Origin of the sequence: Coleofasciculus sp. B1-GNL1-01 (assembly GCF_040220235.1) — a bacterium.
Lineage (GTDB): Bacteria > Cyanobacteriota > Cyanobacteriia > Cyanobacteriales > Coleofasciculaceae > Coleofasciculus.
Genome location: NZ_JAVJTO010000045.1, coordinates 1 through 20,116, shown reverse-complemented (window position 1 = coordinate 20,116; position 20,116 = coordinate 1). Strand labels below are relative to the sequence as shown.

17 protein-coding genes, 4 pseudogenes and 1 riboswitch are annotated in these 20,116 nt (G+C 46.1%); of the genes and pseudogenes, 16 read left to right on the top strand and 5 right to left on the bottom strand.

Going from position 1 to position 20,116, the window contains the following annotated elements; genetic code table 11:
• Window positions 1-132: 132 nt before the first annotated feature.
• On the bottom strand, window positions 133-408 hold the full coding sequence (locus RID53_RS10540; RefSeq protein WP_446388054.1) for a Fur family transcriptional regulator: 276 nt from the start codon (window positions 406-408) through the stop codon (window positions 133-135).
• A 46-nt stretch (window positions 409-454) separates the two neighbouring features.
• Here RID53_RS10540 and RID53_RS10535 point away from each other — a divergent pair.
• The 6 genes and pseudogenes from RID53_RS10535 to RID53_RS10510 form a co-directional block, all read left to right on the top strand.
• A pseudogene (locus RID53_RS10535) lies at window positions 455-775 on the top strand (porphobilinogen synthase); the annotation flags it as partial.
• Window positions 776-1,020: 245 nt separating this feature from the next.
• Window positions 1,021-1,830 carry a metallophosphoesterase family protein gene (locus RID53_RS10530; protein WP_446388053.1) on the top strand — a complete coding sequence of 270 codons (810 nt, stop codon included), beginning with the start codon at window positions 1,021-1,023 and terminating at the stop codon, window positions 1,828-1,830.
• A 173-nt stretch (window positions 1,831-2,003) separates the two neighbouring features.
• Complete coding sequence (locus RID53_RS10525) at window positions 2,004-3,464, top strand: vanadium-dependent haloperoxidase (protein ID WP_446388052.1); 1,461 nt, start codon at window positions 2,004-2,006, stop codon at window positions 3,462-3,464.
• 65 nt (window positions 3,465-3,529) lie between these two features.
• A complete protein-coding gene (locus RID53_RS10520) occupies window positions 3,530-4,261 on the top strand; it encodes a metallophosphatase (protein WP_446388051.1) in 732 nt (243 codons plus the stop codon).
• A gap of 86 nt (window positions 4,262-4,347) precedes the next feature.
• Complete coding sequence (locus RID53_RS10515; RefSeq protein ID WP_446388050.1) at window positions 4,348-6,501, top strand: peptidase domain-containing ABC transporter; 2,154 nt, start codon at window positions 4,348-4,350, stop codon at window positions 6,499-6,501.
• 168 nt (window positions 6,502-6,669) lie between these two features.
• Complete coding sequence (locus RID53_RS10510) at window positions 6,670-8,160, top strand: HlyD family efflux transporter periplasmic adaptor subunit (protein ID WP_446388049.1); 1,491 nt, start codon at window positions 6,670-6,672, stop codon at window positions 8,158-8,160.
• Between the two features lie 63 nt (window positions 8,161-8,223).
• Here RID53_RS10510 and RID53_RS10505 read toward each other — a convergent pair whose 3' ends face one another.
• Window positions 8,224-8,367 carry a hypothetical protein gene (locus tag RID53_RS10505; RefSeq protein ID WP_446388048.1) on the bottom strand — a complete coding sequence of 48 codons (144 nt, stop codon included), beginning with the start codon at window positions 8,365-8,367 and terminating at the stop codon, window positions 8,224-8,226.
• On the opposite strand from RID53_RS10505, the gene RID53_RS10500 reads away from it, so the two are divergent.
• Together RID53_RS10500 and RID53_RS10495 are read left to right on the top strand one after the other, a co-directional pair.
• Window positions 8,361-8,945 (top strand): GTP-binding protein, encoded by a 585-nt coding sequence (locus tag RID53_RS10500; RefSeq protein WP_446388047.1) that lies wholly within the window; start codon window positions 8,361-8,363, stop codon window positions 8,943-8,945. The two genes, RID53_RS10505 and RID53_RS10500, sit on opposite strands and share 7 nt — an antisense overlap.
• Window positions 8,942-9,148: pseudogene (locus tag RID53_RS10495) on the top strand (metallophosphoesterase family protein); the annotation flags it as partial. The gene RID53_RS10500 and the pseudogene RID53_RS10495, both read left to right, overlap by 4 nt.
• A gap of 10 nt (window positions 9,149-9,158) precedes the next feature.
• On the opposite strand, the pseudogene RID53_RS10490 reads toward RID53_RS10495, so the two are convergent.
• Window positions 9,159-10,485 (bottom strand): annotated as a pseudogene (locus tag RID53_RS10490) (RNA-guided endonuclease InsQ/TnpB family protein).
• Window positions 10,486-10,529: 44 nt separating this feature from the next.
• Here RID53_RS10490 and tnpA point away from each other — a divergent pair.
• The 3 genes and pseudogenes from tnpA to ltrA form a co-directional block, all read left to right on the top strand.
• A pseudogene (gene tnpA, locus RID53_RS10485) lies at window positions 10,530-10,761 on the top strand (IS200/IS605 family transposase); the annotation flags it as partial.
• Between the two features lie 115 nt (window positions 10,762-10,876).
• Entirely contained in the window at window positions 10,877-11,080 is a 204-nt protein-coding gene (locus RID53_RS10480; RefSeq protein WP_446388046.1) for a zinc ribbon domain-containing protein, read from the top strand.
• 577 nt (window positions 11,081-11,657) lie between these two features.
• On the top strand, window positions 11,658-13,475 hold the full coding sequence (ltrA, locus tag RID53_RS10475; protein ID WP_446388045.1) for a group II intron reverse transcriptase/maturase: 1,818 nt from the start codon (window positions 11,658-11,660) through the stop codon (window positions 13,473-13,475).
• 312 nt (window positions 13,476-13,787) lie between these two features.
• Window positions 13,788-13,930, top strand: a riboswitch (cobalamin riboswitch).
• A gap of 104 nt (window positions 13,931-14,034) precedes the next feature.
• Here the strand turns inward: ltrA and RID53_RS10470 are convergent.
• A complete protein-coding gene (locus RID53_RS10470; RefSeq protein WP_446388044.1) occupies window positions 14,035-14,202 on the bottom strand; it encodes a hypothetical protein in 168 nt (55 codons plus the stop codon).
• A 166-nt stretch (window positions 14,203-14,368) separates the two neighbouring features.
• Here RID53_RS10470 and metE point away from each other — a divergent pair, with 166 nt between their 5' ends.
• The 5 genes from metE (at window position 14,369) to RID53_RS10445 (ending at window position 19,286) form a co-directional block, all read left to right on the top strand.
• Entirely contained in the window at window positions 14,369-16,615 is a 2,247-nt protein-coding gene (metE, locus tag RID53_RS10465) for a 5-methyltetrahydropteroyltriglutamate--homocysteine S-methyltransferase (protein ID WP_446388043.1), read from the top strand.
• Window positions 16,599-17,036 (top strand): hypothetical protein, encoded by a 438-nt coding sequence (locus RID53_RS10460; protein WP_446388042.1) that lies wholly within the window; start codon window positions 16,599-16,601, stop codon window positions 17,034-17,036. The genes metE and RID53_RS10460 overlap by 17 nt, the downstream gene beginning before the upstream one ends.
• A 26-nt stretch (window positions 17,037-17,062) precedes the next feature.
• Window positions 17,063-17,857: an acyl-CoA desaturase gene (locus RID53_RS10455; protein WP_446388041.1), complete on the top strand. Its 795-nt coding sequence runs from the start codon at window positions 17,063-17,065 to the stop codon at window positions 17,855-17,857.
• Between the two features lie 166 nt (window positions 17,858-18,023).
• Window positions 18,024-18,473, top strand: a complete 450-nt coding sequence (locus RID53_RS10450; RefSeq protein WP_446388040.1) for a hypothetical protein — start codon at window positions 18,024-18,026, stop codon at window positions 18,471-18,473.
• A gap of 300 nt (window positions 18,474-18,773) precedes the next feature.
• Window positions 18,774-19,286, top strand: coding sequence for a DsrE family protein (locus RID53_RS10445; protein ID WP_446388039.1), 513 nt, complete (start codon window positions 18,774-18,776; stop codon window positions 19,284-19,286).
• 88 nt (window positions 19,287-19,374) lie between these two features.
• Here RID53_RS10445 and RID53_RS10440 read toward each other — a convergent pair whose 3' ends face one another.
• Window positions 19,375-19,971, bottom strand: coding sequence for a Crp/Fnr family transcriptional regulator (locus RID53_RS10440; RefSeq protein ID WP_446388038.1), 597 nt, complete (start codon window positions 19,969-19,971; stop codon window positions 19,375-19,377).
• Between the last annotated feature and the right edge of the window lie 145 nt (window positions 19,972-20,116).

The following is a 20,116-nucleotide window of genomic DNA, read 5'->3' as shown; positions in this document are numbered from 1 at the left end:
CCTTATCCCAGTATACTCCATTAATTAGCTACCATCAGGACGGTTTCTAAGACTCGCAGCTAAAGCTGCTATGCTGGACGCTTCGCTCGGTTTCATCCCTCGGTTAAAACACGAGGGCTTTCACCATCGCTATCATGTAAGGTAGTGCTGGTCAAGTGCTACGGGGCTGTATAACGCTTCGCCGTTTGCCCCCATTCGACTTTTGATCAATCCATGCAATTTCAACGTTTCTAATGCCCGATACACCGTTGCCAACCCGATCGCCTGTCGTTCACGCAGCAGGCTATACAACTCCTGGGCTGAGCGGGCATCCGCTTGGCTTAGCAGGACATCCAGCACCGCTTGCTGATTGCGAGTCAGACGAGGCGAATAGGTTGCACTTTCTTGAGATGATGAGTCACTTTTCACGGCGGGTGCTGTAGAATAGGCGAATGATAACCATTCTCATTCTACTATGAGCCTGACTGAAGCCTCAACGCTTGCACCTCAAACTCCACAGGCAGCAATCGAACCCTCTGATTCTGATCGTCAAGCCAACTCTACGGTGCCAGCCATCATACACCGTCCTCGGCGCTTGCGGCGAAGTGAAACCCTGCGTCGGATGGTGCGGGAGAATGTTCTGCGGGTCGAAGATTTGATCTATCCCTTGTTTGTGATGGAAGGAGAGGGGCAGCGGGAAGAAGTACCATCGATGCCCGGTTGCTACCGCTACACGCTGGATCTGCGACTTGATGAGGTGAAGCAGGCGTATGAGTTGGGGATTGGGGCGATCGCCCCTAGCATTGTCGCCGCTCAACTTGCGATTTTTCGGCTGACCATTCTTATCCCCAAAGCTCACGTTTTGGCTCCCTGAACCATGACCCAAATTCTTGACTCCATTTCTTAGGGGTATATAAAATGACATCTTCATTATCCGAACTGTCTTTCTCAAACCTTAAAAGATTGTTGTTTATCCGACACTGCCATTCATCACTACCAGCAACAAATTAAAGAATCATTAGAAGAAGACTTAGAGGAAGTATGAAACTCGCTGTTATCTCTTGCATTCACGGTAATTACGAAGCCTTAGATGCCGTTTTATTAGATATTGATCGCCAAAATGCTGACAAAATTTTTTGCGTGGGTGACTTAGTAGGTTATAGTCCCTATCCTAATGCCGTAGTCGAACAAATTCGCTCGTTGGATATTCCCACTTGCCAAGGATGTTGGGATGAAGATGTTGTCGAAGGACTCAATGCCTGCGAATGTTCCTATCCTTCAGTATTAGCCGAAAAACGGGGTCGTCTTGCCCATGAATGGACTAACCAGGAAATTCACCCGGAAACACGAGAATTTTTGGAACAATTGCCTCATAGCTTAAAAGACGGAAACCTCTGTTTTGTTCACGGTAGTCCTCAGAGCAACCACGAGTATTTGTTACCGACCTTAGATGCTTTTCTCGCCTCAGAACGAGTATTATCTGTAGATGCAGATATCCTCTTTTGCGGACATACTCATGTACCTTATATTCGTACTCTGGAGGCAGGGCAACTACAAGTCAAGATTAGGGCAGAGGGACAACAACAACAGCAAACGTTTAATGCTCCCCTCAAACGTATTGTTAATGTAGGTTCCGTCGGAGAACCCCGTCACGGACGCCCCAATGCGACTTATGTTATTTACGACACCGACACCGATCAGGTAACACTTAGAGAGGTTGAGTACGACTACCAAAAAACCTGTGCTGCCATTATGGCTAAAGGTTTACCTCCTATCTTTGCGTGGCGGTTGGCGCGAGGGCTGGAGTATGCCGAAAAAGCCGATGACCCAACTCACATTTGTACGCGATAACTATTAATTGTGGTGTTCCCATATTTAGCATGAAAAACCCCATTTTTAGGCGTAAGACTCTCCCTGAGCTGCACACACAACAAAGAATCAAATCATACTTATCCGTTGGAGTAGCAGTAGCAAGCTTATTTCTTGGGTTACCAACCAAAGCTGCTACCTTGGGTGGCTTTACCTTGAGTAATGATGCAACTGTAGTTGCCAAATGGAACAATGTCACTCTACAAGCAATCAGCAATACAAATCTTGGACCCACGCCAGTATCGCGGGTTCTCGGCATTGTACATACCAGCATCTTCGATGCCTGGGCTGCCTACGACCCAATAGCAATCGGCACTCAATTGGGAGATAATCTCCAAGTCTCTGAGGAGTTCATTACCGATGAGAACAAAAGCGAGGCTATCAGCTATGCTGCTTACACCACACTGGTAGACCTATTCCCGTCTCAGGTTTCTTTATTTGATGACCTGATGACTAGCCTGGATTACACTTACACCCCAACCATCGACATCAGTACGGCGGCTGGAATTGGTAACGTCGTTGCCCAGGCTTTACTTAATTTCCGGCACAACGATGGTTCAAACCAATTAAACGGTTACGCTGACACCACTGGCTATGTGCCAGTCAACACCTGGGATACAGTTAACGATCCGAATCGCTGGCAACCGTTGAACGTCAACAATGGCGTTACTGTTCAAAAGTTCCTCACACCCCACTGGGGAGAGGTGTTCCCCTTTGCCCTGACATCTGGTGATCAATTCTTACCTCCCCCCCCGGCGCAGTTTGGCACTCAGGAGTACATTGATCAGGCTTTGCAACTCATTGAGTACAGTGCCGAACTCACGGACGAGCAAAAAGTAATCGCTGAGTACTGGGCAGACGGTCCGGCAACTGTACTGCCACCCGGTCACTGGAACCTTTTTGGCGAGTATATCTCTCAGAGAGATATCCACACCCTTGACGATGATGTAAAGATGTTCTTTGCCTTAGGCAACGCTGTCTTCGACGCTGGGATTGCGGCTTGGGATGCCAAACGATTCTATGATTACGTCCGTCCGGTGACAGCCATCCGATATCTGGCACAGAACCATCTATTACCTGATAATCACCCCTATGTCCGCACCAATCCAGACACGGGCGTTCAAGAAATCTACGCTTGGGCGGGTTCTAATCAAGGCTCCCAGTGGATGGATGGTTCAACCTGGCTGCCTTACCAGAAGATTAGCTTTGTCACGCCTCCTTTTGCCGAATATGTATCGGGACACAGTACTTTCAGCGCCGCTAGTGCCGAGATTCTGAAACGGTTTACAGGGAATGATTACTTCGGCGCTTGCCATATCCAACCAGCCAATAGCTCTGCCTTTGAAACGGGTACACCAGCAACTGACGTACTGCTTTGCTGGACTACCTTTTCAGAAGCTGCTGATGAAGCCGGAATTTCTCGGTTATATGGTGGTATCCACTTTCTCGATGGAGATCTAAATGGAAGGGTTTTGGGGCGAACCATCGGAGGGCAGGTTTGGGAGAAGACGCAATACTACATCAATGGTCGGCAGTCAGTGCCTGAACCTGATTCTGCAATAAGCCTATTAGCGTTTGGTGCAATAGGTGTCGCTTCACTATTGAAACGTAAGTAGTGTATAGGTTTTGCGTAAGTTCTGACTCGAATAGAGCTTGATACTTGACGGCTAACGAATAACCAATGAAAAACTGGGCAATATTAAGTGGAATTGAAGGGAATATCGCGGCTTATGAAGCGGTACTTACGGATATCAAACGTCAGAAACGGTGGGTGGAGGATATCTATATCTTGGGGGATTTTATTAGTCCTAGACCAGAAAGCGAGCGGGTAGTACAGCGGATTCGTTTTCCTAAATCAAATGAACTGATTCCCAATGTTTGTACAGGATGGTGGGAGGAACAATGTTTGATTCTTTATGGATTGGGGACTACAGGCGAACCGACTCAATTGATCGAATACTATGGTGCTGATACCGTTCAAGAACTTTGGAATAGCGTTTCTCGTCAAACTGTTGAATGGATTCGTTCTCTAGATTTTGGCTTCTTTGAACTCGATTGCTTGCTGATTCATGGTAGTAGTGTGAGTGTGGATGATAAACTGACTCCTCAGACACCCCCCTGGCAATTGTGCGATCGCTTAATGCGTATAGGTGCGAATAACCTATTTTGCGGTCGGTCTGGTTTAACGTTTGAGTACGAACTGCAAGAGGGTTCCGTCTCCTCCCAAGTAACCACTCTTGATGGTCAACAGCCAGTTCAGACAGCGACAGTATCTCCTCGGCGAGTAATTGGGGTGGGTAATGTGGGACGAGAACCCGGAAAAGCTACTTATACGCTTTATGACCCAGAGACAAACTGCGTGGAATTTCGGACGGTGCGTTATGGGATAGGGAAGGGATTTCAAACCTATTAATTTTTGTTTCTAGGGCGATCGCTTCACCTGATTCTATCTAGGGATAATGCCATAAAATTTTTCATTCAATGACTTGTAAAACGTCTATGAAATCTCCAGTTATTGTTCGACAGCATAGTATAGAAGACTGCGGCGCAGCTTGTTTGGCATCCGTTGCCAAACATTATGGGCAAATTTTTAGTATTACTCGCACTCGTGAAGCGACGGGAACCGGTCAACTTGGCACAACGATGCTTAACCTTAAGCAAGGAGCAAAAGTACTTGGCTTCAATGCACGCGGCGTGAAAGTTCCCTTAGAATTAGTTGATAAAAATAGCCTGCCTCTACCTGGAATCATTCACTGGAAGGGTAATCACTGGGTCATTTTGTATGGGCGACGAGGCAGAAAGTATATTATTGCTGATCCAGCAGCGGGAATTCGCACCCTATCTAGAGAAGAACTGGTTTCAGGCTGGAGTAATAACGCCATGCTGTTACTCGAACCACGTCCTGAATTTTACCAAGTTCCAGACGATCGAAATAAGGTTAGCAGTTTGTGGCGGTTGGTGGGACGAATCTGGAACTATCGCCCCCTTCTGACTGAAGCGTTGCTGCTGAACCTAGTCATTGGTTTGCTATCCCTAACGTCTCCCTTTTTTATCCAAATTCTCACCGATGAGGTACTAATCCGACGGGATACGGACTTATTAACGGGGATTGCGATCGCTGTATTCGTGATGAACTTAATGGCTATGGGGCTAAGATTCTTGCAATCTAACCTAATTGCTCACTTTGCCCAACGCCTAGAGTTAGATTTAATCCTAGAATTTGGTAGAGCAATTCTAAGTTTACCCCTCTCCTACTACGAATCCCGACGCAGTGGGGAAATTAGTAGCCGCTTGCGGGATATTCAAGATATAAATATGTTGATTTCTCAGGTGGGTATCACCTTACCCAGTCAAATTTTCATTGCCGCCTTTTCTCTAGGGTTTATGATTTTCTACAGTGGGGTACTCACCCTTGTTTCTTTGGGAGTTGCTGGCTTGATGATTTTTTCGACTCTGGTGTTGTTCCCACTCATTCGCAATAAAATGCGTCGGTTGTTGGTTTTATCCTCTGAAAATCAAGGAATTTTAGTCGAAACCTTTAAAGGGGCGATCGCCCTCAAAAGCACCAACTCTGCTCCGTCTTTTTGGGAAGAATTTCAGCGGCGCTATGGGGAACAAGCCTACCTGAGCTTCCGAGCAATGCAAATGGCAATTGTTAGCACGACCTTATCCGGTTTTCTCTACAGAAATGGTAGTATTCTATTACTCTGGTTTGGTAGTACACTGGTTATTCGTCAAGGATTAAGTATCGGGCAATTGTTAGCGTTTAATAGCCTCAGTGCAAATTTCTTTACCTTAATCATTAACATCTTGAGCTTTATCAATCCCTTCATCCGCGCTCAACTCGCGACTCAACGACTTACTGAAGTGATTGATGCGACTCCAGAAGTTCAAGATGATCGTCAAAAAGCCTGGGCAACCCTTCCGGATAATACAGAGATTACTTGTACAACTCTCAATTTTCACCATCCTGGTCGAGTGGACTTACTGAAAGACTTCTCTCTCACAATTTCAGGTGGGAAAGTCATTGCCATTATTGGTGAATCCGGTTGTGGGAAAAGCACTTTGGCAAAACTGATGTCCGGGTTATACAAGCCCCAATCCGGTAATATCCGCTATAGCATTTATAACCAAGACGACCTCTCTCTAGACTGCCTGCGAAAACAGGTTGTTTTAGTGTCCCAAGATGCTCATTTTTGGAGTCGTACCATTATTGATAACTTGCGGTTAGCTGCACCCGATGCAACTTTTGAGAATATTGTTAAAGCCTGTCAGATTGCTAAAGCTGATGAATTTATCAGTAAATTACCCGATAAATATCAAACAGTCCTCGGTGAATTTGGTGCTAATCTGTCAGGTGGACAAAAGCAACGCTTGGCGATAGCGAGAGGAATTATTACTGATCCACCTATTTTAATTTTAGATGAATCGACATCAGCTCTCGATCCTGTAAATGAAACCCAAGTATTAGATAATTTACTGTTCCATCGCCAAGGAAAAACAACGATTCTGATTAGCCATCGCCCTAGAGTAATTCAGCGAGCAGATTGGATTATTTTGTTAGAAAATGGTCAGGCTAAGTTTCAAGGCATTCAGTCAGATTTATTGTCTCAACCCGGAAATAGTTTGGAGATCATGAATTATTCAGTTTAATATAAAAGGGAGATGGGGAACTGGGATGGAGTGTAAATTAAGATTAAAAATAAACGTTGAGAATCAATTAATGATTGACTTTGTTTCCAATTATAGTAGAAACGTAGCATGCTACGTCTCTACATTTTCCTATTCCCTATTCCTTCACGTAGCGCCATAGCAAAAAAAATGAACATTAACGAAACATCTTTACCGCTTGTCAAAAGCGACGAATTCCTACCCCCAATCAGTCGTTGGACAACCTTAGGTGGACTGTTTTTAGTTGGGACATTTGGCGTAGCTATTGCTCTCGCCGCTTTGACAGAGTACAAAATTACGGTTAAAGCCCCGGCTACCATTCGTCCTGCTGGTGAACTGCGTCTCGTGCAAACAGCAACAGAGGGAACCGTCGAACGCATTGAAGTGAACGAAAATCAACCCGTCAACCAAGGGGATATTATTGCCACTATAGACGATTCCCGCCTGCAAACCCAAAAAAGCCAACTGCAAAGTAATATTAAACAAAATCAACAACAACTGGCTCAAATTGACGCCCAGATTATCGCTCTCGATAGACAGATTACCGCAGAACGCGATCGCACCAACCGCACCATTACCTCCGCGCAAGCTGAACTCAGCCGTACTCAACGGGACTATCGAGATAGAAAAATTACCACTCAAAGCCAAGTTCAAGAAGCCGAAGCTAATTTAAAACAAGCTCAAGAGGAATTACAACGAACTCAGGCTCTTCTTAAATCAGCCGAAGCCAACTTAAAATCAACCGAAGCCGCATTAAATGCAGCCATAGCAAGGCGCAATCGCTATAAACCCATTGCCGAAACTGGCGCTCTTTCTCAGGATCAATTCCAAGAAGCCCAACTTGCCGTTGAACAACAAGAACAAGCTCTAGAGGCGCAAAAAGCTACCGTCGAGGCGCAAAAACAAGACATCCAACGGCTTTCATCAGCCGTCGATGCTGCCCAAGCTAGACGTCAAGGGGCATTAGCTACCCTCAATCCCAGTGATGCAGGTGTAGCAATCGCTAAGGAGAAAATCGCCCAAGAACGGGCTACTGGGGAAGCCAGCCTATCCCGATTAAACCAAGAACGAGAGCAGCTCATCCAACGTCGGGTTGAAATTCAGAACCAACTCAACCGGGATACACAAGAACTCCAACAAATTGAAACCGAACTGACTGGTACTGTGATTCGCGCTTCGGCATCTGGCATTATCCAGCAACTCAATCTCCGCAACACCGGACAAGTGGTCAATTCGGGAGAAGCGATCGCCCAAATTGCCCCCAGTGAAGCGCCGTTAGTGATCAAAACCTCCGTACCCTCTCAAGATATCGGCAAAGTGGAAACAGATCAACGGGTGCAAATGCGAGTCTCTGCCTGCCCCTACCCCGACTACGGCACGCTTCCAGGTACAGTTAGCACCATTTCTCCAGACGCGATCGCACCTCAAGGTAATGGTGTCAGTGCATCTCCAGGCAGTGGTGCTAGTGCTGTTGCTGGCATCTACGAAGTGACGATTCAGCCAGAAACCCTATCTCTAATTGCTGGTGAACGCCAATGTACCATCCAATCCGGCATGGAAGGTAGAGCTGACATCATTTCTAGAGAAGAGACAGTTCTTACCTTTATTCTCAGAAAGGCAAGGCTGCTCACTGATTTATAGCTCACATTCCGCCCTTAAAATACTCACTTTACTGAGGATTGATACAGAAATGCCTGATTTGGGTCAGATTTGGCGAAAATATTTGCGCCGCTTCGCCGTTACCGATGTTTTAGCAGGAGACGGAACCCAAGTGACGTTCCCGTCAGTCTTTAGCCCAACGGGAACCATAACTCGTGAAAGTCCTGAACAAAATACGGTTTTTGCCATTAGACTTAGCTCGGCTGGAGTGTCTTGCCTATATAGAATTGGGATTTCATCTAGATTTAGAGTCCCTCGAGCCAGTGTTGTCCGTATTAGATCACCTCAGCTATCGTCGCGTTGCCGTGATGCCACCCAATGTTCAGGATACCGGATGGCACGTTTGGGCAGACCAAGTCGTGCCAGGGGTGACAATTGCCACCCCAGAGGGAAATCCTGAGCTTTGGCGTGCGCCGATTAGCGGTCAAGTGCTTGATCCAGCTAGTCTGGATGTCTTTTGGGCGGAGTTAACCCAGGGAGCCTATGGCAATGTGAATCGAGCCAAGGGAATTTTTGACCTAGCCGATGGACGCGCCTTTTATTTTGATTTTGTCGCGGGGATAAATAGTACCTACACCGAGTTAGCGCTTCCGCGTTGGCTTGAAGGTCGTCCCCAGCGCTTCAGTGGGATTGAAGTGGTGGGTGTGGCGTTGGATAAGAGCGCGATCGCCCAAACACTGAAAGATTGCTGTTTATCGGATGTAGCTGTTCATCATTACCAACAACAAATCAAAGAATCGTTAGACCCAGACGAAGAAAAAGCATGAAACTTGCTGTTATCTCCTGCATTCACGGAAACTACCCAGCCTTAGATGCCGTTTTATTAGATATTGATCGCCAAAACGCTGACAAAATCGTTTGTGTTGGCGACTTAGTGGGTTATGGACCCCATCCCAATGCTGTAGTCGAACAAATTCGCTCTCTCGATATTCCCACCTGTCAGGGATGTTGGGATGAAGATGTTGATGAACTACCCAGCCCTACTTCGTTGAGGTCTGGGTTTCTACAACCAGACCAGTAGGGCTATGTTTCTGACGCTTCATCTGTCCTAGTTGCTTCATGCTTCCCGTCTGTTTACGCTCACGGGTTTCTGAAGTAGAGCTAGAGACTTGACTCGTCTACGAGGCTCGTTCCAAACCCCGGTAGAATTCCTAACGCCCACAAAAGCATTACTAAGGCAGCGGCTAAATCCCTGTCTATGGTAAATCCGCATTTATGGCAATGATGAACTCTTTCGTCTAAGGTCTTTTTCTGCTGATTTCCACAGTTAGGACAAGTCTGAGATGGTTTCACTTTGCGAGTAGGAACCTCGACAAAAACCCCACCAACGTCTTTTACCTTGTATTCAATTGCTGACCTTAGCATTCCCATTCCCACATCTAAGATGGATTTGTTTAGTCCAGCTTTTTGCTTTTTGCGCTTACCTTTTTTAGCTTGGCGGGTCATCTTAGAGACTTCTAGTTTTTCTGTAGCAACGAAGCTATTACAGCGTACAATATCTGTTGCTACTTGGTGTACCCAGTTTTGGCGTTGATTAGCTACCTTGCGAGTTACTTTGCTAATTTTTGCTTGGGTCTTTTTCCACCGACTAGAGCCTTTCTGTTTCTTCTTTCTATTGGGCGCTTTCTTACGACGCTTTCCCTTGGATAGATGTTTAATCTTAGCTTCAGCTTTTCGCAAAAACTTAGGAGCCTCGATAAAAGAGTGATTTTCTCCATCGGTTATGGCTAATGCTGACTTGCACCCAAAGTCAATGCCAACTGAGCCAAAATCTGTTGGTCTTGTTGCTGCCTGCAACTCAGTTAGGTTAACGGTTATACTGGCATACCATTTTCTATTGCGGTAAACGATAGTACAAGTTGTCGGAGTTCCCCAATTCCGGGCTTTACCGCGCATCTGAATTGAGCCAATTTTAGCCAACTCTAGATAGCCATTGTCGCCCGTTGTGTGTACTTTCCAACCCGTTTTACTCGGATACGTCCAGCCAGAATAATGTTTTATTGACTTGTATTTAGGACGTTTAGCTAACCCCTTAAACCAGCGATTAAATGCGTAATCAACACGTTTTAATGTGGCTTGTAGAGTCATACAGTTGCACTCTTTGTATTCTGTCCAAACTTCCTTAAAAGCCGGCAAAGAGTTTTGTTGTTCAAAATAGTTAACCCGATGGTTAAACTTTTGGTACTGAGTGAACCGATTACAAACAGCAGCGTTGTACAAGTCCTTGTGCAACTTACGGTGATACCGCAATGCTGAAGATTGCTTTCTATTGGGGTATAGCCGAAAAGTTACACGTCTTGTTGGCATTGCCGCTTCCTCCTGTTAAAATCAATCTAACACACTCAGGTGGTCATGTACATCTATTGGTAGACTTTCATCCAGACAACAATTTATCATCTCTGATTGGTAGCCTAAAGTCTGCCTAAGCGTCGAATTATCAGAAAAGACTTTGCTGTGGAACTGTCAAAGACTTATACTAAGTCAGCATTTTGGTCAGGCTCTTACTATGTTGCTTCCACTGGTGGCGCTCCCATTGAAAGAGTTAAGGCTTACATCAAATCCCAAGAAACACCTCAAGATTAACCCTCTCGCAAGTCGAAGGGTTGATTGCCTCCGTTCCTCCGGCAATCCGCTATCCCTCCCCACCCTATTTCATTGAGGGTGGGGACTCCCGCGATGCGTTGAAAAGATTCAGTACGTGGCTGCAAAGTCAGGAAAGGTCTTGTTCAAGGTGAACCCACGGGACACGTCCAGAGAGTGCAGTGCCTGTGGTCATATCGATAAAGCCAACCGGGATAGAGAACGGTTTATCTGTACCGAGTGTGGACATTTCGACCATGCGGAGTGCGATTCGTTCTGGAGAAACCCAGTAATGGGAGGATTCCAGGCTTCTGTAGGGTAATCGATTAAGGTTGAGTTCGCACTTAAATCCCTTACAGATGACAACTTAATAACCATGTGGGTGAGGGTGAGTATCCTAGAACCCCCAAATCCCACCCTCCAAGCGCAGGAGTGAAAGCACTTCCCTTACGGTAGCGACTAGCCATCAATCCGTAAAGCAGGGATGAAAGACGGCACTGTAGGGAGCCTTACCCGACAACCGTTGAGCAAGTACCCATGAATAACGTAAGTGAAGATGTGTTTACCCATCAAAAGGGCGAACCAGCGAAATAAGGTCTGATACGCTGGGAGTCCCAAAAGGGCAAGGTCAGGGAGTCAGAAGGGTCCGCACTATCTGATAAGCGTTTCCCTAAAACCTGGTGGAGAGCATCGTTCTCAAAGGTACAACCAATGGTTATTAGGAACGAAGTAACCACCCGTATGCTCTCTAGGAGGGTCGATTCTTAGAGTAGGTGCTAACTGGATGCTACGGGTCGGAGAGATTGAGTCAGAAGCGAATGCCTTGAGTAACTCCAAGGATATGCTGACGGACTCACGGTAATACGGAAGATAAAGCCAAAAGTAGTAGTAAATAAGTCATGAACACGGAAACACCGATGTATGAATGGAACCAGATTCCCTGGCGCAAGCTAGAGAAAAATGTGTTCAAGCTACAAAAACGGATTTATCAAGCCTCTAGTCGTGGAGATGTCAAATTAGTTCGCTCCCTCCAAAAGTTACTGATGAATTCCTGGGCGGCAAAATGTCTAGCGGTGCGTAAGGTTTCCCAAGACAACCAAGGTAAAAAGACGGCAGGTGTGGATGGCGTAAAATCGTTGACCCCTCTTCAACGTCTAACCCTGGTAAACAACTTAAAATTGGGGACTAAGGTCAAACCAACCAGGAGAGTATGGATACCCAAACCTGGAACGGAGGAGAAAAGACCTCTAGGAATACCTACCATGAAAGACCGCGCATTGCAGGCGCTAGTCAAAATGGCATTAGAGCCAGAATGGGAAGCGCATTTTGAACCTAACTCATACGGGTTCAGACCAGGAAGGTCAACTCAAGATGCGATTAAAGCAATATTCGGCGCAATCAGATATAAAGCCAAATATGTGCTGGATGCTGATATAGCCAAATGTTTTGACCGTATCGACCATGAAGCACTGCTCAAAAAACTAAATACAACCCCCACCATACGCCGACAAATCCGAGCTTGGTTAAAAGCGGGGGTGATGGATAATATGCAGCACTTCGAGACATCCGAGGGAACGCCACAGGGCGGGGTCATTTCTCCGTTACTAGCAAACATAGCCCTCCACGGGATGGAATGGCGGATAAAAGACTACGCGGCAACCTGTGACCTAAAAAGGTCAGATGGAAGATATCAACTTCCCAAACGGGATAAACGTAATTCAGTCTCAATAATACGCTATGCCGATGACTTTGTAATCCTCCACAAAGACTTAACTGTTGTCCAAGGATGCCGGGAGATAATCTCTGAATGGTTAAAAGACATAGGCTTGGAATTGAAACCTAGTAAAACCAGATTAGTACATACTCTCTATGAATATGAGAAACAAAAACCAGGATTTGATTTCCTAGGATTCCATATTCAACAGTTTCCGGTAGGAAAATACACAACCGGAAAAAACTCTAAAGGAATACCGCTAGGTTTTAAGTCCATCATCACCCCAAGTAGAGAAAAGTGTAAGAAGCATTACCAAAACATAAAGGAAGTAGTAAAAACCCATAAAGGAACCTCACAAAAGAGGCTGATAGAAAGACTCAATCCTATCATTCGAGGATGGACGAATTACTACTCAAGGGTTAATAGCAAGAAGGCATTCTCTAAAATGGATGACCGAGTTTACGCCTTACTTGAATCATGGGCAAAACACCGTCATAGAAATAAAGGCAATAAGTGGCTAGCCAAGAGATATTGGAAAACAATTGGCGGTGATAACTGGGTCTTCGCAACCAGGGAAGGGAAAAATCCCATCCGGTTACTTAAGCATAGTGCCACTAAAATACAAGACTATGTAAAAGTTAAAGGCGATGCGTCACCATACGACGGTAACCTGGTTTACTGGAGTACAAGAATGGGGAAAAATCCTGAGATGCCCAAGCGAACAGCATCGCTGCTCAAACAGCAAAAAGGGAAATGTACCCACTGTGAACTCTATTTTAAAGATGGAGATGTAATTGAACTAGACCATATCATCCCCAAATCAAAAGGTGGAAGGGATGAATATAAGAACTGGCAACTTCTCCATCGACACTGCCACGATACAAAGACTGCCTTAGATGGCAGTTATGGCGCAAAATCCGGCTGCAATAGAGTCGAGCCTAAGCCGCCAGTCAACACAGAATGGTTCTGGATTGACGACATGCTGGTAACGAGGTATGTATGACAAACACCGTATTACTGAGGAGCCGTGTGACGCGAAAGTGTCAAGCACGGTTTTGGAGAGCGGCGGCTCTCGTGAGGGAGTCGCCGACTTTAATCAAGCAGGCGGCACGAAACATTAAGCACAAAGCCGTTATTGAATATGGCTTGAAATTAGTTAAGGTACGCCGGGACTCGGCGGAACCCAAGCAGTTAACTCTGTTTGAAACGCCCAGCACTGAATTAACAGTGCCTAAAAGGAGAAAACACGACACCCGCAAGGGTAAACGTCGTGTGCCTGGGAACCTGGGGAGACAAAAAAGACATAATGGTGATATAGTGAAAATCAACCTTCGGTTCTAACGGGGATCAGCCGTTAGAAGTAATGGGGAAAGTTCGGTGCAAATCCGACGCTGTCCCGCAGCTGTAATGAGATTGAGGTCTCTGAGTCAGAATGCCCGCCGAATGTCAAGAAATTTTAGTCAAATCATTTCATCCATCTGCGAGGTACAGATGTATACAATCATGAATAGTCTCATCCCGCGATTTTACGCTCTGATCGTGCCAGAAATACGCTACAGATGCTAACTGGCATTACTCGATTGGTTTGGCAATTTATCCATCCAAGGCAGTGCTTCTGCTGTCCGGAAATATAGCATTACTATATCCAATGCTTTCCCGCCTAGGTCAGAATCGCCTGAACCGTTGAACCGGATTTTCTGGCACAGATTCTGCCTTTGAGGAAATTGCACCAATTAAACACAACCTATAGCATTTCATCGCTCTAATGACTCCGGGAACACCGATTAATTGCCTGAGGCATTAGATAGCTTGAGTGCTGTTCCTTGATGGTGAAGTGCTACCCTTAGCGCTTGATCAAATCCGGGCTATTACACCTTAATTAAACCCAGAAAAACCATGTCCATTCAAACCGCAACAGTAGGCTATCCTCGCATCGGCAAAAACCGCGAAGTCAAAAAAGCCTTAGAAGCCTTCTGGAGTAACAAATTAGACGCAGAATCCTTATGGGAAACCGTGCGCCAGGTTGAAGAAACCAACTGGCAAACCCAACGTGAAGCAGGTATCGATCGCATTGGGATTGGTGACGCTACCCTCTATGACTCTGTACTCGATTGGTCCATTTATTTGGGATTGATTCCAGAACGATTTCGCCATCTATCCGGTTTAGAACAATACTTTGCCATGGCACGGGGGAAAGAAGGCATTCCCGCCCTGGAAATGACCAAGTGGTTTGATACGAATTACCACTACCTCGTGCCGGAAATTTCCGCCCCACTGCAACCGACAGATTTTAATCCGGTTTTGGCAACCGTTAAACGCGCCCAACAAATTTTGGGAAAACGGGCAACTCCGATTATTTTAGGACCGATGACACTCCTACGATTGAGTCGGTTAGATATGCCAATTGCGGAGATCATTCGTCCCCTGTGCGATCGCTATGTGAATCTGCTACAGGCACTCAAACCCTTGGGTATAGAGGAAGTCCAAATTCATGAACCTGCCCTGGTTTTGGGAAATACGGCTAAGTTTAAAGACGACTATGAATCAACTTACGCTTCATTGGCGCAGGTGGGTATACCGCTAGATTTGGTCACCTATTTTGATGACTTGGGTGAAAGTTATCCCTGGGTGATCCAATTACCCGTTGCCAGCATCAGTTTAGACTTTACCCGGGGGCGCAATCTAGACCAACTTAAACATCATGGGTTTCCCAGCGATAAACGCCTGGGTGTGGGTATTGTGGATGGACGAAACGTCTGGCAAATTCGACCCGATCGCCTTTTACCCATCCTAGACGAGATTAAACCGATTACCTCCAACCTATCCATTCAACCCTCCGCCTCCCTACAGTTTGTTCCCTACGATGCGACACGGGAAACCAAGTTACCCGAACCCCTACGAAATGTGCTGAGTTTTGCGGAACAAAAACTGCAAGAAGTGGTCATTTTGGCGCAAACCCTCCAAGGGGAAGACAGGCGATCGCAATTGCAGGATATTGCCACACGCCAAACAGTATTTGAGCAATTTAGTCCCCCCAATGTACAGGTTCAACAACAGCTTCAGTCATTGAATGTTGATGCCTTTGAGCGATTGCTCCCCTATACCCAACGACAGCCACTACAACTTCAACTTCCCCCATTTCCCACTACCACAATTGGCTCATTTCCGCAAACCTCACAGGTGCGGAAACTACGGCTGCAATGGAAGCGCGGCGAAATCACTCTGGCTGATTACCAAAAGGCAATTGATGCCGAAATTGCTCAGTGTATTCGCTATCAAGAAGAAGCCGGATTGGATGTGCTGGTACATGGTGAATTTGAACGCACTGATATGGTAGAGTTTTTTGGACAGCAACTCCAAGGTTTTGCCTTCACTCAACATGGATGGGTGCAAAGTTATGGCAGTCGCTATGTTCGTCCCCCAATTATTTATGGTGATGTCGTGCGTCAGATGCCGATGACGGTTCGTGAGTTTAACGTTGCCCAGTCATTAACGGAAAAACCGATTAAAGGGATGCTCACCGGACCCGTAACTATGATTAATTGGTCGTACCCCCGTACCGACATTTCCCGACAGGAACAGGCGTTTCAAATTGCCTTAGCCTTGCGGCAAGAAGTAGCGGATTTAGAAGCAGCGGGAGCGACGATTATTCAGATTGATGAACCGGCATTGCGAGAGGGTTTACCGCTGAAACCAGAACGGTGGCAGGATTATCTGTCTTGGGCAGTGGATGCGTTTCGTCTCAGTGCCGGAATTGCCAAACCCCAAACCCAAATTCATACTCATATGTGTTATTCCGAATTTGGGGATATTATTCAGCACATTCAGCGTCTGGATGCGGATGTTTTATCGATTGAAAATAGCCGCAGTAATAATGAAACCTTGTTTGAAATTACCAATGCTGGATATGCTCATCAGGTGGGGAATGGGATTTATGACATCCATAGTCCAGTAATTCCCACAACAGAACAGATGATGGAACAACTGCGGACAGGAGTGGCTAATTTGCCCGTTGAACAAATTTGGGTGAATCCCGACTGTGGCTTGAAAACTCGCCATTGGGACGAAGTGATTCCGGCGTTGAAAAATATGGTAGAAGCGGCAAAAATGCTGCGGGAGGAAACCCATGCGTCCGGAAAATAGTGTTTGGCAAGGTAATTTTTGCTATTGGCAAAATGAGTTTATTCATGCCAATTTGTTGGTGATTGGGTATTACGCTTGGAACGGTTATGTTGAATCGGGTCGCGGGATAGTTTGTGTGGATGTGCAGGATGCCGCGATCGCATCAAAGATAATCAGTCTGGATTGGATACCGTTCCGTGCTGAATTCATGGCTAAACCCCAGATAATGAGTCAAATGCAAGCACACAAATTTGAGGAAGGTGTCATTGACCAACTTATGCTATTGGTGGATCGGTATCACCCTGACGACGATGTAATCTTGCTACTCACGGCGCAGACTCAAACCGAAATTCATCTCTTGCATAACCTAAAAATTTCCCCTCCTGAATGTGACCGACAAGTTCGTCGGCGTTGGCATGAATTTCAGCCCTGTTTCCGGTAAGAATTGTTAAAATCTTGAGCATTTGTATGTCAAATATACCCCGTCCACGTTGGACAATTATTCTCGCGACTGGCGCGTTACACCTATTAGCTCTCTTGGCATTTTTGCCGAGTAATTTTAACTGGAGTGCTGTTGGTGTTGCCCTATTGTTGCACTGGATAACGATTGGACTCGGTATTTCGTTGGGTTTCCATCGTTTAGCCAGTCACCGTAGTTTTCAAGTGCCTCAATGGTTGGAATATTGTCTAATTTTCTGCGGTACGTTGGCGGGACAAGGAGCGGTTCTGGGTTGGGTTGGTTACCATCGAATTCATCATTTGCATAGTGATCAACCCCTTGATCCCCATGATTCGACTCAGGGATTGTGGTGGAGTCATATCAGTTGGTTGATGCATGAGGTGCCCGCAAAAACTGAATTGTCTCGGTTTACTCAAGATATTGCTGATGATCAATTTTATCGGTTCTGCCACCAGCACTATATTAGTTTGCAAGTAGGATTGGCGATTTTATTGTATGGGTTAGGAGGAATGCCGTTTGTGGTGTGGGGCATTTTTGTGCGCCTGTTTGTCGGATTTCATAGTACCTGTTGTGTGAATAGCGTATGCCACAAATTTGGTTATCGCAGCCACGCGACAGGCGATCGCTCCACGAATTGCTGGTGGGTGGCTTGGCTGACGTTTGGTGAAGGATGGCACAACAATCACCATGCTTGCCAATCTTCTGCACGGTACGGCGTATTGTGGTGGGAAATTGACCTGGTTTGGCTGATCATTCGTCTGTTGCGAAGACTGGGATTGGCGACTAAGGTCAGAGTTTTCTAAACCTACAGGATTAAGTGCTTGGGGAAGATGGAGAAGCAATTAGAACGTCTATTGTAGGGGTGTAGGGGCGGGTTTCACTACTATCGTTTTTTGTCCACCCTAACATCACTAAACCCGCCCCGACCTAACCATTCAATTATCACATAAGACGAATGACAAATGACAAATGACTGAAACAAACTCTCAAGATTGGCAGCACGATTTTATCGCCACTAACCTGTTGGTCATTGGTTATAACGCTTGGGTTGGCTACTTGAGTGGGGATCGTGGTGCTGTTGTCTGTAGTACCAATACTCCGACTGTTGGTGCCTTTGGAGAAACATTCCCAGCTCATTTTGTACCGCGCCGTCGTCTAGCTGCTTTTTTAAATGCATGGCTGGCGGCTCCTGATACGGTGCTACTGCAAAAACATTTCATGAATGGCTATATTCTGCAAGTGGTGGATCATTATAATCCTTACAAAGATGTTGTTTTGTTGCTGGAGTATGCCAATCAAGCAGCATTTTTTAACTTGACAAATTTACCCATTGCCCCACCAAAATGTTACGAAATTGTCTGTAGAGGATGGGCAGAATTCCAACCGGAGGACACCCAATCCAAAGAACGAAAAAGATGAGGCGACGGGTTAACCAAAAAAAGACGCGATCGCCCCGAATTATAGCAACCGCCATGGCTGTTAGGACACATCATTTATGTTCCAGACGTTGCATGCAACGTCTCTACAATGGTGCCGAACTATAACAGATGGGTATGATGACATGAGCATAGAGTGCGATCGCCCCTAATCATAGATTTGACCGTTTGTCTTTTGACAAAACACAAGACAAGCATGATCATCGATTCGGCATTTCTCAAACGTTGTGCCGCACCGAAGCAACTACATAAACATAATTAAACGGCTTGAGGTATAGACATTATGCAACAGGGCAGTCGCAGAGTAGGTAGAGGGGCGATCGCACTTTTAGGCGCAGTGCTGGTATTACCGTTAGCTACGCCATTACCGGGTTACGCCCAACCTAGGGAGATCACACCCAACACAGGGGAGGAAATGACCGCCGCTAACCAGCAGAACATTATTGTGCATCTTCAACACAGCACCGATGATCTTCATGCTGTTTTTATGGCGCTGAAGCTGGGAGGCAATATGCAAAGGAAAGGGGCGCAGGTTACACTGGTGCTAACCCTGGAAGGCGTGCGACTGGCAGATGCTCGACAACCCTTAGATCTGCGTTGGGGAAACGGTACTATGACTGTATCTGAACTCTATGAGGATTTTGTGACAGCAGGTGGCAAGATTATCGTCTGTCCGGTTTGTGCTAGCGCCGTCGGGATTGATCAAAATTCTCTGCGTCCTGGAAGCCAACTTGCCTTGGAGAATGATGAAATCCCTAACTTAATTTTAGCGGCTGACAAAGTGCTGGATTTCTAACGCTCAAAAGTCAATAAGGCACGCTAATTAAGGCTGGTGGGCAATGCCCACCCTACGGTATATCAAGGTTTTGATGCTTCCAAAATGCTTATTCATTATACCGAGAAGGTTTACCAGTGGTGAGGATGAGATTTCGATGCGATCGCACAATCCTCCCTTCTCGTTCCAACCGATTGATCAGGCGAGTTGCGGTTACCCGAGTAATCCCAATCGTCTCGGAAATATCCTGATGAGTCAGGTGAAAGTTCAGCAATTTACCCTGAGGAACTGTTTGTCCAAATTGACAGGATAGCCATTCTAACAGATGCACCAGGCGAGCATAGGCAGAGTGCTGATGTAAAATACTCAATAGTTCTTCGCTTTTGCAAGCATGAATCAGTAACGCCTCTGGTAACGATTGACTCTCTAAAGGGATTTGACTTGCCTGTACTCGAGACAAACACACCACCTGGTAAGGCTTGATCCGAGATAACCGTCGTCCCACCACATCTCCCGGACCCCAAAAGCCGAGGGTAACCAGTTGACCCTCTTCATTCCAAGTTAGCGATCGCACGATACCTTGTTCAATTTCCCAAAGATAGTCTGAACCCAGAGGTAGCAAGTCTTTGCGATTAAACGCTTTTTGGGGATACACAACATGCAGACGGGTGGGAAATGTAGAGGGAGTTTTTGTGGATAAAGACATCGGTTTATTGATGGTTAATGGGCAAACATGTCGAGGTGTGATTAGTTGTCGTTTTGGCACAAAAACATGGGGAATGTACACCGTTAGATCGAGACGATGTCGCGATTGGTTCGTAGTCTAAACAGCCAATTGCCTCTTCCGATAA